Origin of the sequence: Mycolicibacterium stellerae (genome assembly GCF_003719305.1) — a bacterium.
Lineage (GTDB): Bacteria > Actinomycetota > Actinomycetes > Mycobacteriales > Mycobacteriaceae > Mycobacterium > Mycobacterium stellerae.
On the sequence record NZ_RARC01000006.1, the window covers coordinates 115294 to 130038 of the forward strand.

The 14745-nt window shown below is 65.0% G+C and carries 17 protein-coding genes; 11 read left to right on the plus strand and 6 right to left on the minus strand.

What is annotated here, in order from left to right; genetic code table 11:
- Positions 1-52: 52 nt before the first annotated feature.
- From D6M19_RS10605 to D6M19_RS10655, 11 genes are all read left to right on the plus strand, one after another.
- A complete protein-coding gene (locus D6M19_RS10605; RefSeq protein WP_123025156.1) occupies positions 53-646 on the plus strand; it encodes a rhodanese-like domain-containing protein in 594 nt (197 codons plus the stop codon).
- Positions 647-651: 5 nt separating this feature from the next.
- The gene (locus D6M19_RS10610; protein ID WP_123025157.1) at positions 652-1521 is read left to right on the plus strand and encodes a sulfite exporter TauE/SafE family protein; all 870 of its coding nucleotides are present in this window, start codon (positions 652-654) and stop codon (positions 1519-1521) included.
- A 56-nt stretch (positions 1522-1577) separates the two neighbouring features.
- Complete coding sequence (locus D6M19_RS10615; protein ID WP_123025158.1) at positions 1578-1847, plus strand: metal-sensitive transcriptional regulator; 270 nt, start codon at positions 1578-1580, stop codon at positions 1845-1847.
- A 25-nt stretch (positions 1848-1872) separates the two neighbouring features.
- A complete protein-coding gene (locus D6M19_RS10620; RefSeq protein ID WP_123025288.1) occupies positions 1873-2265 on the plus strand; it encodes a DUF302 domain-containing protein in 393 nt (130 codons plus the stop codon).
- Positions 2266-2413: 148 nt separating this feature from the next.
- Positions 2414-3277, plus strand: a complete 864-nt coding sequence (locus D6M19_RS10625; RefSeq protein ID WP_123025159.1) for an ABC transporter permease — start codon at positions 2414-2416, stop codon at positions 3275-3277.
- The gene (locus D6M19_RS10630) at positions 3274-4302 is read left to right on the plus strand and encodes a taurine ABC transporter substrate-binding protein (protein WP_123025160.1); all 1029 of its coding nucleotides are present in this window, start codon (positions 3274-3276) and stop codon (positions 4300-4302) included. Before D6M19_RS10625 ends, D6M19_RS10630 begins: the two co-directional genes overlap by 4 nt.
- On the plus strand, positions 4286-5095 hold the full coding sequence (locus D6M19_RS10635; RefSeq protein ID WP_123025161.1) for an ABC transporter ATP-binding protein: 810 nt from the start codon (positions 4286-4288) through the stop codon (positions 5093-5095). The genes D6M19_RS10630 and D6M19_RS10635 overlap by 17 nt, the downstream gene beginning before the upstream one ends.
- A gap of 95 nt (positions 5096-5190) precedes the next feature.
- Entirely contained in the window at positions 5191-6654 is a 1464-nt protein-coding gene (locus D6M19_RS10640; protein ID WP_123025162.1) for an APC family permease, read from the plus strand.
- Positions 6651-8006, plus strand: coding sequence for a glutamine synthetase family protein (locus tag D6M19_RS10645; protein ID WP_123025163.1), 1356 nt, complete (start codon positions 6651-6653; stop codon positions 8004-8006). The genes D6M19_RS10640 and D6M19_RS10645 overlap by 4 nt, the downstream gene beginning before the upstream one ends.
- The gene (locus tag D6M19_RS10650; RefSeq protein WP_123025164.1) at positions 8003-9049 is read left to right on the plus strand and encodes an LLM class flavin-dependent oxidoreductase; all 1047 of its coding nucleotides are present in this window, start codon (positions 8003-8005) and stop codon (positions 9047-9049) included. Before D6M19_RS10645 ends, D6M19_RS10650 begins: the two co-directional genes overlap by 4 nt.
- A gap of 13 nt (positions 9050-9062) precedes the next feature.
- Positions 9063-10298 (plus strand): acyl-CoA dehydrogenase family protein, encoded by a 1236-nt coding sequence (locus tag D6M19_RS10655; protein WP_123025165.1) that lies wholly within the window; start codon positions 9063-9065, stop codon positions 10296-10298.
- 83 nt (positions 10299-10381) lie between these two features.
- On the opposite strand, the gene D6M19_RS10660 is transcribed toward D6M19_RS10655, so the two are convergent.
- The 6 genes from D6M19_RS10660 to D6M19_RS10680 form a co-directional block, all read right to left on the minus strand.
- Complete coding sequence (locus tag D6M19_RS10660; protein WP_123025166.1) at positions 10382-11440, minus strand: sulfate/molybdate ABC transporter ATP-binding protein; 1059 nt, start codon at positions 11438-11440, stop codon at positions 10382-10384.
- Positions 11441-11459: 19 nt separating this feature from the next.
- Positions 11460-12272: a sulfate ABC transporter permease subunit CysW gene (gene cysW / locus D6M19_RS10665; RefSeq protein ID WP_123025167.1), complete on the minus strand. Its 813-nt coding sequence runs from the start codon at positions 12270-12272 to the stop codon at positions 11460-11462.
- Positions 12269-13123: a sulfate ABC transporter permease subunit CysT gene (gene cysT / locus D6M19_RS10670; protein WP_123025168.1), complete on the minus strand. Its 855-nt coding sequence runs from the start codon at positions 13121-13123 to the stop codon at positions 12269-12271. The genes cysW and cysT overlap by 4 nt, the downstream gene beginning before the upstream one ends.
- On the minus strand, positions 13120-14145 hold the full coding sequence (locus tag D6M19_RS10675; protein ID WP_123025169.1) for a sulfate ABC transporter substrate-binding protein: 1026 nt from the start codon (positions 14143-14145) through the stop codon (positions 13120-13122). Before D6M19_RS10675 ends, cysT begins: the two co-directional genes overlap by 4 nt.
- A gap of 116 nt (positions 14146-14261) precedes the next feature.
- Positions 14262-14354, minus strand: coding sequence for an Ms4533A family Cys-rich leader peptide (locus D6M19_RS35245; RefSeq protein WP_407665320.1), 93 nt, complete (start codon positions 14352-14354; stop codon positions 14262-14264).
- A gap of 134 nt (positions 14355-14488) precedes the next feature.
- Positions 14489-14683: a hypothetical protein gene (locus tag D6M19_RS10680; RefSeq protein ID WP_123025170.1), complete on the minus strand. Its 195-nt coding sequence runs from the start codon at positions 14681-14683 to the stop codon at positions 14489-14491.
- Positions 14684-14745: the final 62 nt, after the last annotated feature.

Below are 14745 nucleotides of genomic sequence, written 5' to 3' on the forward strand. Positions count from 1 at the left end.
ATATGCCGAGTAGATGTACCGGCGCTACGGCCGTCAGCAAGGAGAAGAAACCATGTCAAGATCGGCCTCTGTCGATGCCAGTGATCTCCGCGAAAGGCTGAACGCCAGCCATGCACCGCGACTGATCGACGTGCGGACTCCCGGCGAGTTCGAAACCGCCCACATCCCCGGGGCCTACAACGTGCCGCTGGACCTACTTCGGGAACATCGCGACGAGATCGTCAAGCATCTCGACCAAGACGTCGTGCTGATCTGTCGATCCGGTCAGCGAGCCGCTCAGGCCGACGAAACGCTCCGGAATGCCGGACTGACGAATGTGCACGTCCTCGACGGCGGTATAACGGCCTGGGAAAGCAAGGGTTTCGAGGTCAACCGGGGAACCGAACGGTGGGACCTGGAACGCCAGGTCCGCTTGGTCGCCGGCCTCATCGTCGCCGTCAGCGTGCTGCTCGGAGCCTTCGTGCCCGGTGCTCAGTGGGTCGCCTTCGCGATCGGTGCCGGGCTGGCCGTCGCCGCCCTGACGAACACCTGCGCGATGGGCATGTTGCTGGCACGTCTGCCCTATAACAGGGGGCCGTCCTGTGACGCTCAGACCGTCGTGGCCCAGCTCGTCGACCCAGCTTCCAAGTCTGCGCAAGCGAGGTAAATGCCATGATCGTGTTGACTGTCGCCCTCGCGGTTCTCGTCGGAGTGTCGCTGGGCTTACTCGGGGGTGGCGGCTCGATTCTCACCGTGCCTCTGCTCGCCTACGTGGCAGGCATGGACGCCAAGCAGGCGATCGCCACCTCGCTCCTGGTCGTTGGAGCGACCAGTGCGGTGGGCGCCATCTCTCATGCGAAGGCGGGCCGCGTGCAATGGCGCACCGGGCTGATCTTCGGTGCAGCCGGCATGGCCGGCGCCTATGCAGGCGGTCTGCTTGGCCGATTCATCCCGGGCTCGGTGCTCTTACTCGGGTTCGCCGCGATGATGATCGCCACCGCCATCGCCATGCTGCGCGGTCGCAAGAACGCCGTAGTGGAATCGGCGCACGGCATCCCGGTCGCCAAGATCATTGCAGAGGGTCTCGTGGTCGGCCTGGTGACCGGTTTGGTCGGGGCCGGCGGCGGGTTCCTGGTGGTGCCCGCGCTCGCGCTGCTCGGTGGGCTGCCCATGCCGATCGCGGTAGGCACATCACTGGTCGTCATCGCGATGAAGTCGTTCGCCGGCCTGGCCGGGTACCTGTCCAGCGTGCAGATCGACTGGGCGGTCGCGGGAATGGTCACTGCCGCCGCTGTCGCCGGTGGCCTGATCGGCGCGCGCCTGAACGCGAAGGTGAACCCGGATGCGCTTCGCAAGGCCTTCGGCTGGTTCGTGCTGGCAATGTCGTCGGTGATCCTGGCCGAAGAGCTGCATCTTTGGGCCGGCGTTGCCGCAGCGAGCCTGACCGCGGCTGCGGGCGCGATTTACTTCGCATGCACCCGCACTGAGCACTGCCCGGTGAGGCGCCTGATCCGCCACCCGGCGACCCCGGCGGCGGCTTGACCGCCTCGGATACCCCCGAGGGTACTATGGACTCAGACGTAACGAAAGGAACCGCCATGGTCGGCGACCAGGAAAGCATTGCCGCAGTTCTCAACAGGCTGCGCCGGGCGCAGGGTCAGCTCGCCGGCGTCATCTCGATGATCGAGCAGGGCCGGGACTGCAAGGACGTCGTCACGCAACTGGCGGCCGTATCGAAGGCCCTCGACAGGGCCGGCTTCAAGATCGTCGCGACCGGCCTTCGGGAATGCATCGCCGACGACGGCTCCGCCGACAAGCGCGAGATGAGCGTCGACGAACTGGAGAAGCTCTTCCTGGCGCTCGCCTGACCCAACTCACCTTCAAGGAGTGCAGATGAGTATCGCATTGAGCACCAGTTTGCAGGCCACGTTCGACGACGCCGTCGCCCGCACCCGTGAAGCCCTCGCCGAGCAGGGATTCGGCGTGTTGACCGAGATCGACATGAAAGCAACGCTGAAGAACAAACTCAACGAGGACATGGAGGATTACGTCATCCTCGGTGCATGCAACCCCCCGCTGGCGCATCGCGCTGTCAACGTGGACCGCCAGATCGGGCTGCTTCTGCCGTGCAATGTCGTGGTCCGAACCGACCCGGACGACCAGGAGACTGTGCACGTCGAGGCGATGAACCCGCAACTGCTTGTTGATGTCACGGGCGACGAGCAACTGAAACCGATCGCCGATGAGGTGACGAAGAAACTCCAGGCCGCCATCGACTCCATCTGAGTCGCTGGTTAAATTCCCGTTGAGCCTAGATCTCGTGTGCGCGCGTCCCAGCCGGTACCAATATCGGGGTGACCACCGCGCTGTCTGACGACTCCTGCTGTCGCTGAACCAGTCTCCGCTTCCGCTCAGCTACAGAAAGTCGCTCACAGTGTCAGTGTTCGTCGATATCGCCCCCGACGAGTCGCACGCCGACTCGCCGAAAGCACCTGCGCCCGCGAGTAAGTGGCAAGGCAGGCTTACCAGAGCCGCGCTGCCGGTGCTGTCGCTGATCGTCTTCTTCATCGTCTGGCAGATCGCCGCGGCGAGCGGTGTCTGGAACCAGACGTTCGTGCCCTATCCGAGCACGGTGTGGCACGCCTTCATCGACGTCTCGACGACGCACGACGGGGTCCGCGGGTACGCGGGCTACCTGCTGTGGGAGCACCTCTACATGACGCTTCGCCGGGTACTTGCCGGCGTCGTCATCGGCGTTGTGCTTGGTGTGCTGCTCGGCCTCGTCATGGGTTCGGTCAGCTGGGTGCGCAGCGTGCTCGAACCGTGGCTGACATTTCTGCGTGCGCTGCCGCCGCTGGCCTACTTCTTCCTGCTGGTGATCTGGCTCGGCATCGACGAGGCACCCAAGATCACGCTGCTCGCACTCGCCGCCCTGCCGCCCGCCGCGGTCGCGACCACCGCGGCCGTCGTCGCCGCACCCGTCGGCCTTCAGGAGGCGGCCCGCGCGCTGGGGGCGTCGCGCAGCGAGGTCATCCGCGACGTCGTCGTGCCATCGGCTCTGCCAGAGACGTTCACCGGCATCCGGCTCGCGGTCGGCATGGCGTACTCCTCGGTGGTCGCCGCCGAACTCTTCAACGGCATCCCCGGTATCGGCGGCCTGGTCAAGGACGCCAGCAACTACAACAACACCCCAGTCGTGCTGGTCGGCATCTTCGCCATCGGCATATCCGGCCTGGTCATCGACGGTCTGCTGCGCGCCGTCGAACGGCGCGCTGTCCCCTGGAGAGGAAAAATATGAAGTTCAAGGCTGCTCTAGCTGTATTGGCCATTGCCACAGCGGCGTTGGCGGGCTGCTCGGTCGACCAGCCGGGTCAGCAGGCCGACAAGCCGACGATCCGCGTCGGCTACCAGACCTTCCCCAGCGGGGATCTGATCGTGAAGAACAACAAGTGGCTGGAAGAGGCGCTGCCGGACTACAACATCAAGTGGATCAAGTTCGACTCCGGCGCCGACGTCAACACCGCGTTCATCGCCAAGGAACTCGACTTCGGCGCGCTGGGCTCGAGCCCCGTCGCGCGCGGACTGTCCGAACCGCTGAACATTCCGTACAAGGTCGCGTTCGTGCTCGACGTGGCCGGCGACAACGAGGCGTTGGTTGCTCGCAACGGCACCACCATCAACTCGATAGCCGAGTTGAAGGGCAAGCGAATCGCGACACCGTTCGCCTCGACGGCGCACTACAGCCTGCTGGCCGCGCTGTCGCAGAACAAGCTGTCCCCCAGCGATGTTCAGCTGGTCGACCTGCAGCCGCAGGCGATCCTCGCGGCGTGGGAGCGCGGCGACATCGATGCTGCCTACACCTGGCTGCCGACACTGGACGACCTTCGCAAGTCCGGCAAGGATCTGATCACCAGCCGCCAGCTGGCCAAGGACGGTAAGCCGACGCTCGACCTGGCAGCCGTCGCGGATGATTTCGCGTCCGCACATCCCGAGATCGTCGATATCTGGCGTCAGCAGGAAGCACGCGCGCTGACGACGATCAAGGACGAGCCTGACGCCGCAGCCAAGGCCATCGCCGCCGAGATCGGGCTGTCGCCGGAAGACACCGCGGGACAACTCAAGCAGGGCGTGTACCTAACGCCTGAAGAGGTCGCATCGCCGGAATGGCTTGGCTCCGATGGCAAGCCGGGCAACATCGCGGCCAACCTACAGAGCGCGTCGCAGTTCCTGGCCGACCAGAAGCAGATCCCGTCGGCGGCGCCACTGAAGACGTTCCAAGACGCCATCTACACCAAGGGGCTTCCGGGTGTCCTCAGTCAGTGACCTGAAAGTAGCTGCGCGCCAACGGGAAGACGACGGTGTCCGAATAGCCGGTGTGTCGCACCGTTATGGGAAGGGAAGCAACGAGGTCACCGCGCTCGGCCCGGTCGACCTGACCGTCGAGCCCGGCTCGTTCCTGGTTCTGGTCGGCGCGTCGGGCTGCGGAAAGAGCACGCTGCTGCGACTGCTAGCCGGATTCGAGTCGCCCAGCGAGGGTTCGGTGCAGATCTCGGGCACCGCTCCGACACCGGGCGTTACCGCGGGTGTGGTGTTCCAGCAGCCGCGGCTCTTCCCATGGCGGACGGTCGGTGGAAACGTCGACCTGGCCCTCAAATACGCCAACGTGCCAAGGGAGCGGCGCGCCGAGCGACGTGCCGAGCTCTTGGAACGCGTCGGCCTCGAGGGCACCGGCGAGCGCAAGATCTGGGAGATCAGCGGCGGTCAGCAGCAACGCGTCGCCATTGCTCGGGCGTTGGCCGCAGAGACACCGCTGTTCCTGCTCGACGAACCGTTCGCCGCGCTCGACGCGCTGACCAGGGAACGGCTGCAGGAGGACGTTAGACAGGTCAGCGCCGAGTCCGGCCGGACAACGGTTTTCGTGACACACAGCGCCGACGAGGCCGCGTTCCTCGGCTCGCGAATCGTGGTGCTGACAAGGCGGCCCGGACAGGTGGCGCTCGATCTGCCGGTCAATCTGCCACGCGGCGCCGTGGACGCCGACGAACTCCGTCGCTCCCCCGAATATGCCGAGCTGCGTACCGAGGTCGGACGCGCCGTGAAGGCGGCTGCCGCCTAGTAAGACTCACGATGACTCCAGATGTGGTCTTGTATCGCCGTTCAGTTCTACCGTTCCCGTAGCCTATCGACTCCCCATCGAAGGATGGTTCGCCCATGTCCGAAATCACCACCACCCCTGATGCTTTGAGCGAAGAGCCGACGGGGCTGGTACGCAGACTGCGCGGCAACCTGGGCGTGGCATCGATTGTGTTCATGGTGGTGGCCGCCGCCGCGCCGCTCGGCGTGATCGGCGGCGTCGTACCGCTCGGCATCGCCGCGGGCAACGGCGCAGGCTTTCCGGCCACATTCGTGGTCTCCACGGTCATCCTGCTGTTCTTCGCGGTCGGATTCACCGCGTTGACACCCTATGTCGAGGACGCGGGCGCGTTCTTCTCCTACGTCCGGACGTCGCTGGGCTTTCCGGCCGGCATCGGCATCGCGTTCGTCGCGCTGGTCAGCTACGTGGCGATCGAGGCGGGTGTCTACGGCCTGCTCGGACCGGCGGGCGGAGTGATCGTCGAGCTGTTCGGCGGCCCGGCCCTGCCCTGGTGGGTGTTCGCGGCGGCGGCCTTCGCGGTCACAACGTACGTTGGCTACCGCAATATCGAGTTGTCCAGCCGGGTGCTGGCCGTGCTGCTGAGCGCCGAGATTGCGATTGTGGTGGTGCTGGATGCGGTCATCGTGTTCCAGGGCGGTGACCACGGGCTGTCGAGCGGTGTCGTCAACCCGAGCGCCATCTTCTCCGGCTCGCTCGGCATCGGGCTGCTGTTCGCACTGATCAGCTACGTCGGCTTCGAGGCCACCGCGATCTTCCGCGATGAGGCCAAGACACCCGATCGCACCATCCCGCGCGCCACCTACATTGCTCTCATCCTCATCGGCGTGTTCTATGCGGTGACCAGCTGGGCGCTGATCTCGGGCTGGGGTGACGAGGAAGCGGTAAGCCGCGCAACGGATTCCGGCTCCACCTTCCTTGCCGACACCGCGCAGCGCTACATCGGCGTCGTCGGAACCGACATCATCACCGTGCTCTACTTCACCAGCCTGTTCGCCTGCATCCTGTCGTTCCACAACGTGGCATCGCGGTACATCTTCGCCCTGTCGCAGCGCGACGTGCTGCCTGAGTCGCTGAGCCGCCCGCATGACCGGCATGGCTCGCCGCATCAAGCGTCGCTGTGGATCTCGGGTGTGGTTGCGGTCAGCGTCATCGCGGCGGTGGTGTTCAACCTCGATCCGGCGGCCCAGTTCTACACCTGGTTCGCAGGCGCCACCACGGTCGGCTTCGTCGTACTGCTGATCGCCACATCGGTGGCCGTGCTGGTGTACTTCGCCCGCGACCGTCGCGGCTACTCGCAGTGGCGGGTGCGGATAGCCCCTGCCCTCGGCCTGCTCGGATTGACACTCGGGCTTGTGCTGATCGTGGCCAACCTGAAGGACCTGGTGGGCGGTTCCACAATCCTGGGTTGGGCAATCGTCGGACTGCTCGTCGTCGCGTTCATCGCAGGTGTCATCGTCGGCAAGCGAGTCGGTGACAAGGTCGGCGACAAAGTCGACGACAAGGCGGTGACGCAACCATGACATACACCGTCAACTCGACCTCGACGCAGGAGGGTGCGCAGTCGGCGCCCGAACAGGAGCTGCGCAAGGGGCTTGACGACGGGTCGCTGACCGAGATCGAGATCGCGTGGAGTGACCCGTTCGGCCACGCGCAGGGTAAGCGGATCCCCGCCTCCCAGTTCTTGAACCGAGCGCTGGGCACCGGATTCGCGTTCTGCGAAGCATCTCTGGGCTGGGACACGGCAGGCACGGTGATCGACTCGTTGCGGCTGACCAACTGGAGCGGCGGCTATCCCGACGTCTATGCCGTCCCGGACTTCGCCACGTATAAGCCGTTGCCGTGGCGGCCCCGGGTCGGCCACGTCATCTCCGACATCGTTTCCCACGACCGCAGTCCGTCGCTTCTCGATCCCCGCGCCGTACTCAAGAAGGTCCTGGCACGACTTGCCGGCCTGGGTTTCACCGCCAAGATCGGTGTCGAATTCGAGCTGTACCTTCTCAACGCGGACGGCTCGGCGTTCCAGGAAGACATCCACGCCTATTCGCTGGAGAACGCCAACGCCCTCGATCCGATACTCACGGATCTCTACGACACGCTGAGCGCCTTCACCGCCTTGGAGGGTATCCAAACCGAGTACGGCCCAGGGCAGATCGAGACCAACCTCGTCTATACAGATGCGCTGGCAGCCGCCGACGACGCCGCCCGGCTCAAGTACGCCGCCAAGGAGGTGGCACGCAAACACGGCAAGATCGCCAGTTTCATGGCCAAGCCCTTCACCGAACATTCGGGAAGTTCGCAGCATCTGCATATTTCGCTGTGGCGCGGTGACGAGCCGGCCTTCGCACCCGACGGCGGAGCCGAGAACGAGCTGGCCCTGCACGCCATCGCGGGCCTGCTGGAGCACCTGCCGTCGATCGCGCTGTTCGGTGCGCATTCGGTCAACGCATACAGACGATTCACTCCGGACTCTTTCGCGCCTGCGACCGTCACGTGGAGCCGCGACAACCGCAGCGCAGCCGTGCGGTCGTTGATCGAGCCCGATCCGTCCGCAGCTCGCATCGAACTGCGTAGCGGCGCCTCTGATGCGAACCCGTATTGGTTGATCGCGTCGGCCCTGGCGGCGGTCATCGCAGGGCTGGAAGCCAAACGCAACGCGCCGCCCGCTATCGGCGGCAATCTCTACACCGAAGGCGTTCCGTTGCCCGAATCGCTCGGTGTGGCAATCGAACTGGCCACCCGGGACGACACCATCCTGGAAATACTCGGTGCCGACTCGGTGCTCGACTTTGCCGCCTTGGCTCGCAGCGAGTGGACCCTCTTCTCGAGCGAAGTCAGCGACTGGGAACGCAGGCGCTACCTGAGCAGCTCGTGACCGCAACTGCGGCTGATGTCGCCGGCCGGCCGGCTCCGCGGTTCGGCGTGTGGGCACCTGTATACGGCAATCATGGCGCCAGGAGTCATCCGCACGACGCGCCCGACGCGAGCTACCGGCGCACCCGCGACCTGTTGTTGCGAGCCGAGCGGGCCGGTTTCGACTCAACGTTGTTGGCCGAGCACGTCATCCACCCAAGCAATACCGAGGACGACGTGCTCGAGACGTGGTCGACGATAGCCGCACTCGCACAGGCCACCTCGCGCATCGAGTTGATCGGCGCGGTGAAGCCTCTGCTGTTCAACCCATTGGTCTTCGCGAAGATCGCAGCCAACATCGCCGACATCGCCGACGGCCGACTCGCGGTCAACCTCGTCACCGGGTGGTTCCTGCCCGAGCTGGAAGGGCTCGGACTCGACCCGCTCGATCACGACGATCGCTACGCCTACTCGCGGGAATGGATCGGGATCGTCACCGAACTGTGGGCGGGCAAGCACGTTCCCATCGGTGACCGCGGTGGCCAACCCGCGCTGATTCGACCGGTGCCTGCCAACCCGCCGTCGTTGTATGTCGGCGGGGAATCCGAGCCGGGTCGTGCCTTGGCCGCCGAAACGGCGGATGTGTTCTTCATCAACGGCCGCCCGTTCACCGATACCGTCGAAGTCATCGAGGATCTCCGCTCACGACCGCGTGGCGGCGCGGCACTGCGGTTCGGACTGTCCGCGTTCGTGATCGCCCGCGACACCGAAGCCGAGGCGACCGCCGAACTGGAGTACCTGCAGTCGCTCTCGGACGCCGAGAGCCGGCCAGAGATCTCCGGCGGCACCGACCCGAAGACGCAGATGTACAAGGTGCTGTCGGGCACGAAACGCATCGGCTCCAACGGAGGCACCCTGGCCGGTCTGGTCGGCAGCTACGAGCAGGTGGTCGAGCGGATCCAGGCTTATTACGACGCCGGAGTCGAGTTGTTCATGCTGCAGTTCCAACCCATCGAGTCGGAGCTGGACCGGTTCGCCGACAAGATCATCCCCCAATTCCGATGAAACGGGAGTCGACATGACCGTCACACGCGAGCCCGTCGCGCCGCGAAAGCCGTTCTCCGATGAGCCACTCGGCGGAACCGTCGATGAGCGGCTCGCTCGGTTACCCGAACTGGTTGCCGCGCTGCGTCGCGACGACCCTACGGCCGAGCGTGATCGAGTTCTGCAGTACGGGGCCGTCGAGTCGATCCGGCGCACAGGCGTGCTCGGGTTGCGGGTTCCTACGGAATTCGGCGGCCCGGGCGGCAAGGCGCGTGACGTACTCAGCGCCGTGATCCAGATCGCGCGCGGCAGTTCCAATGTGGCCCAGGCGCTCCGGTCGCATTTCGGGTTCGCCGAGCGGCTGCTCAGCAATCGGGCCACCCAGGCCGAGCGTGAAACCTGGTTCACCCGCGTCTATCCCGGCCTCATCGTCGGAAACGCCATCACCGACGCGGCGGGTCGGGCTCCGTCGAGTGCAGACACCAAGGTGCTCGCCGACACCGCAGGGGTGCTGCGGCTCAACGGCTACAAGTTCTATTCCACCGGAACGCTGTTCGCCGATGTCATCGCGGTGTCGGCGCTGGACGCAGAGGGACGAGACGTCCAGGCGATCATTCCTGCAGACCGCGCAGGCGTCGAATTGTTCGACGACTGGGACGGTTTCGGTCAGCGCACCACCGCCAGCGGAGGCACACGATTCACCGATGTCGAGGTGCTTCCCGACGAGGTGGTGACCGTATCCGAGGGCAACACTCTGGGGCACGCGACGGCTTTCCTGCAGCTGTATCTGGCTGCGGTGGCGGTGGGCATCGCCTACGCCGTATTCGACGACGCCGTCGAATACGTGCGCACCAAGGCCCGTCCTGCGTCGCATTCCGTAGCGGACAGCGCGACGGCCGACCCGTTCGTCTTGGAGGCTGTCGGGGAGATCTCGGCCGCGGCGACATCGGCTGAAGCCATCGTCTTGGCGGCCGCCGACGCCATCGATCATCTCGTCGACGACGGGCGCCAGAGCGATCCCGACACGCTCGCCGACGTCGCCGTCACCGTGGCACGAGCGCAGCTCGTCGCCGAACGGTTGACGATCGCGGCGGCCGGACGGCTCTTCGACACCGGTGGTGCATCGGCCACCGCTCGCGCGCTGAACCTGGATCGACATTGGCGTAATGCACGGACGATCGCCGGACACAGCCCACTGGCCTACAAGGCTTACGCGGCAGGCAGTTACGCCGTCAACGGCACGTGGCCGCCTGCCAACGGCTACTTCTGACTCACGTTCTAGGCGCGAGCAGACGCATATGTACCCAAAAGCTCGCCGAAAAGGGGACTTTTGCGTCTGCTCGCCAGGAGAAGTCAGGCCTTCGTCAGCGCCTCGTCGTCGTCGGTTTCGTCGGCCGCTGGAGCCTCGGTGCCGCCGGGCAGCCTCGGTACCCGGGTAGCCCGGACGTAGACGGTGTCGCCCTCTTTAAGACCAAGCGCCTCGGCGTCTCCGCGGGTGATCTGGGCCGTGAACGGCAGGTTATTGGTCGCGCTGGTCAGCTCGACTCGGACTTCGAAGCCCAACATGACGATTCGGTCGATGGTGGCCTTCAGCACACCAGTCGCCTGCACCGAGTCATCGCTGGTGGCGATCGCCATATCGGGATTGCGGCCCACCCGGATATCGTGCGGGCGCACGAGCGTCCCGTTGAGCGATGACACCGCGCCGAGGAAGGACATCACGAACGCATTGGCAGGCGAGTCGTATACCTCAGTCGGTGATCCGACCTGCTCGATACGTCCCTTGTTGAGTACAGCGATCCGGTCGGCCACATCGAGTGCCTCGGACTGGTCGTGCGTCACCAGGACGGTGGTGACATGCACCTCGTCGTGCAGCCTGCGCAGCCATGCACGCAGATCCTCGCGAACTTTCGCGTCCAGCGCACCGAACGGCTCGTCGAGCAGAAGCACCTGCGGGTCGACGGCGAGCGCGCGGGCCAGTGCCATGCGCTGCCGCTGACCGCCAGACAGCTGGTTGGGATAGCGGGTCTGGAAGCCGGCGAGACCGACCACCTCGAGGAGGTTGTCCACCTTCTCCTTGACCTCGGCCTTCGGGCGCTTGCGGATCCGCAGACCGAAGCCGACGTTGTCGCGCACCGTCAGATGCTTGAAGGCCGCATAGTGCTGGAACACGAAGCCGATGCCGCGCCGTTGCGGCGGAATGTGCGTCACGTCTTCACCATTGATGGTGATCGTGCCGGTATCGGGCTGGTCGAGCCCGGCGATGGCCCGCAGCAGCGTCGACTTGCCCGACCCGCTCGGCCCGAGCAGCGCGGTCAGCGAACCGGCAGGCACGTCGAAGTCGACGTTGTCCAGCGCTGCGAAGTCGCCATAGTGCTTGTTGGCGCCCCGCACCGTGATCGCGTTCGTCATATCAGCGTCTCCTCGAGCCTCAATTGTCCGTCTTGGCGCGGCGCGCGTCGAGGATCACCTGGGCGATCAACACGATTACCGCGACGCTCATCAGCAGCGTCGACACGGCGTATGCGCCGTACTCGGCGCCGCGGTTGTACCGATCCGCCACCAACAGCGTGAGGGTTTGCGACTGTCCTGGCAGGTTGGACGACACCATGATCACCGCGCCGAACTCACCAAGGGTGCGCGCGACGGTCAGCACGACACCATAGGTCAGCCCCCATCGGATCGACGGCAACGTGATTCGCCAGAAGGTCTGCCACCACTGCGAGCCCAGTGTGGCTGCGGCCTCTTCTTGGTCGGTGCCCAGTTCGTGCAGCACCGGCTCGACCTCCCGGATGACGAACGGGACTGTGACGAAGATGCTGGCCAGCACGATGCCAGGGAAACCGAAGATGATCTTGAAGCCGAGGTCGTTCTCGACAAACCCGAAGAACCCCGCGGTCCCCCACAGCAGGATCAGCGCCACGCCAACGACGACGGGCGAGACAGCGAACGGCAGGTCGATGACTGCCTGCAGCAGGCTCTTGCCACGAAATTTATTGCGGGCCAACACTAATGCGGTCGGCACTCCGAAGAGCACGTTGAGGGGCACGACGATTGCGACGACGAGCAAGGATAGCTGCAGCGCGGATATGGCGGCCGGGGTCGTGATCGACTCGAAGAACGCGCCGATGCCGGGCGTGAACGTGCGCCAGAGGATCAACCCGACCGGCACGATCAACAACAGAAGGACATATGCGAGCGCGGTGTAACGAAGCAGGTAACGCACTGCAGGTGAGACGTTCACTGTGCCAACTCCTCCCGCTTGGCCGCCCGTGACCCGATGCTGCGAAGCAGAAATAGCACAATGAACGAAATAGCAAGCAGCACAATCGAGATGGCAGCAGCGCCGGTGCGATCATCGTTTTCGATCAGAGTCCGGATCCACTGCGACGACACCTCCGTCTCGCCGGGCACCGCGCCGCCGATCAGCACCACCGACCCGTATTCGCCGATCGCTCGGGAAAATGCCAGTCCCGCTCCGGAAAGCAGAGACGGCAGCAACGCGGGAAGGATGACGAGGGTGAAGATGGTGCCGTTGTTGGCGCCAAGCGATGCCGCCGCCTCCTCGACCTCGCGGTCCAGTTCGAGCAGCACCGGCTGCACCGACCGCACGACAAACGGCAGGGTGACGAACAACAACGCGATACCCACGCCCCACTTCGTGTGCTGCAAATGGATGCCGACGGGGCTGTTGGGGCCGTAGAGGGCCAGCATCACCAGGCTGGCGACGATCGTCGGCAGCGCGAACGGCAGGTCGATGATCGCGTCGACCAGCCGCTTACCCGGAAAGTCGTCCCGCGTCAGCACCCAGGCCACCAGCAACCCGAAGAACAGGTTGATCACCGCGACCGCGATCGAGATGGTCAGGGTGACGCGCAGCGACTCGATCGCGGCATTCGACGTCACCGCTGCCCAGAACGCGTGCCAGCCACCGCCTGCGGACTGAAACACGATCGCCGCCAGAGGGAGCAGCACGATGATGGACAGCCACGTCGTCGCGACACCGACCCGCAGCGACGTGCTGCCGTACCGGCTCTTGAAGAAGCCGCGAGGGGGCGTCAATGTCTCGGACGAGGGTCCGACACTAGCCGTCATCCAGTCGCCTGCTTGTAGATCTTGGTGATGGACCCGTTGTCCTTGTCGAACAACGCAGGATCAACCTCGCTCCATCCACCCAGGTCGGCGATGGTCCACAACTTCTGCGGTGTCGGGAAATCGTTCTCGAACTCCTTGGCGACCGACGGATCAACGGGCCGGAAGCCTGCCTGCGCCCAGATCTTCTGCCCCTCGGGGGTGTAGAGGAAGTTCTTCAGCGCGTTGGCCTGATCGAGGTGGGCACTGGACGTGACAACTGCGACCGGGTTCTCGATCTTGAAGGTCTGCGGCGGGTTGATGTGCTCCACCGGCTTACCCTGCCGCTCGACGTTGATCGCCTCGTTCTCGTAACTGATCAGCACGTCACCGGTGCCCTGGACGAACACGTCGGTGGCCTCGCGGCCGGACCCGGGCCGCGTCTTGACGTGCTCGGTGACCAGCTTGGTGACGTAGTCAAGGCCTGCCTGCTGGTTCTTGCCACCGTCGCTCTTGGCCGCGTAGGGCGCCAACAGGTTCCACTTGGCCGAGCCGGAGCTCAGTGGGCTGGGCGTGACGACCTCGACCCCGGGCTGCAGCAGGTCGTCCCAGTCCTTGATGTTCTTCGGGTTACCTTTGCGAACGACCAGCGAAACCACCGAACCGAATGGGATTCCCTTGGTGGCGTCTGCGTTCCAGTCCTTGGCGACCTTGTCGGCCTTGACCAGTCGAGTGACGTCCGGTTCGACTGAGAAGTTGACGATGTCGGCCGGCTTGCCATCGACGACGGCCCGCGACTGATCACCGGAGGCGCCGTAGGACGTGGTCACGCCGATGCCCTTGCCTTCCTCAGTGGCGGCGAATGCCGGAATGATCTTGCTCCAGCCGGGCTCGGGCACCGCATACGCGACCAACGTCAGCGTGGTGTCTGCGGCACCCTGATCGCCACCGCCGGCAACGTCGCTGGACCCGCCGCCGCACGCCGTGAGCACTGTCGCCGCGGTAGCGAGTGCGGCGGCGCTGAGCCAGGTTCTACGGATGTTCATTGATGACCTTTCCTTGCGGGGAATTGACGGAAATCCGCCACGACGGCAAGGGGAAGGATCAGTTTCTCGGCACAGATGCAGCCGCTACCGACACCAAACCGCGGACGGGGATGGAATCAGCGACAACAACAGACATCAGCGACAGCTGTGAAACCCACGGCAATGAGGGCCAGCACATGGCCCTTCTTGTTGCCGGACACTGTCTGCATGCCGCGAAGAATAACAGAATCGCAGCTGACACTCAGGTCCGGGCTTCGCCGGTCAACGCGTGACCAGCCACATGACGATGACCAGCACCACGAGAATGACCAACACCAACGTCACCCGAGATCGCGGCATAGCCTCACTCCGATTCCTCGTCCTGGTGTCGGGCCCGACGCAGCAGCCGAATCCCGTTCCCAAGCCCCCCGTCCAGCAGGATCGCGATCCCGTACGCGAGCGCCAACACCACAGGCATCACGACCGCGGTCTGTGCGACGAACCCGAGTCCGGATAGCCACAGCTCAACGCCGTCCCACCAGTTGAGGAAGCCACCCACCCGGCCAGCCTACGGTGCGAAGACGGCCGAGCATCCTTCCGAACCGGCTGCCTTGTCGCCGG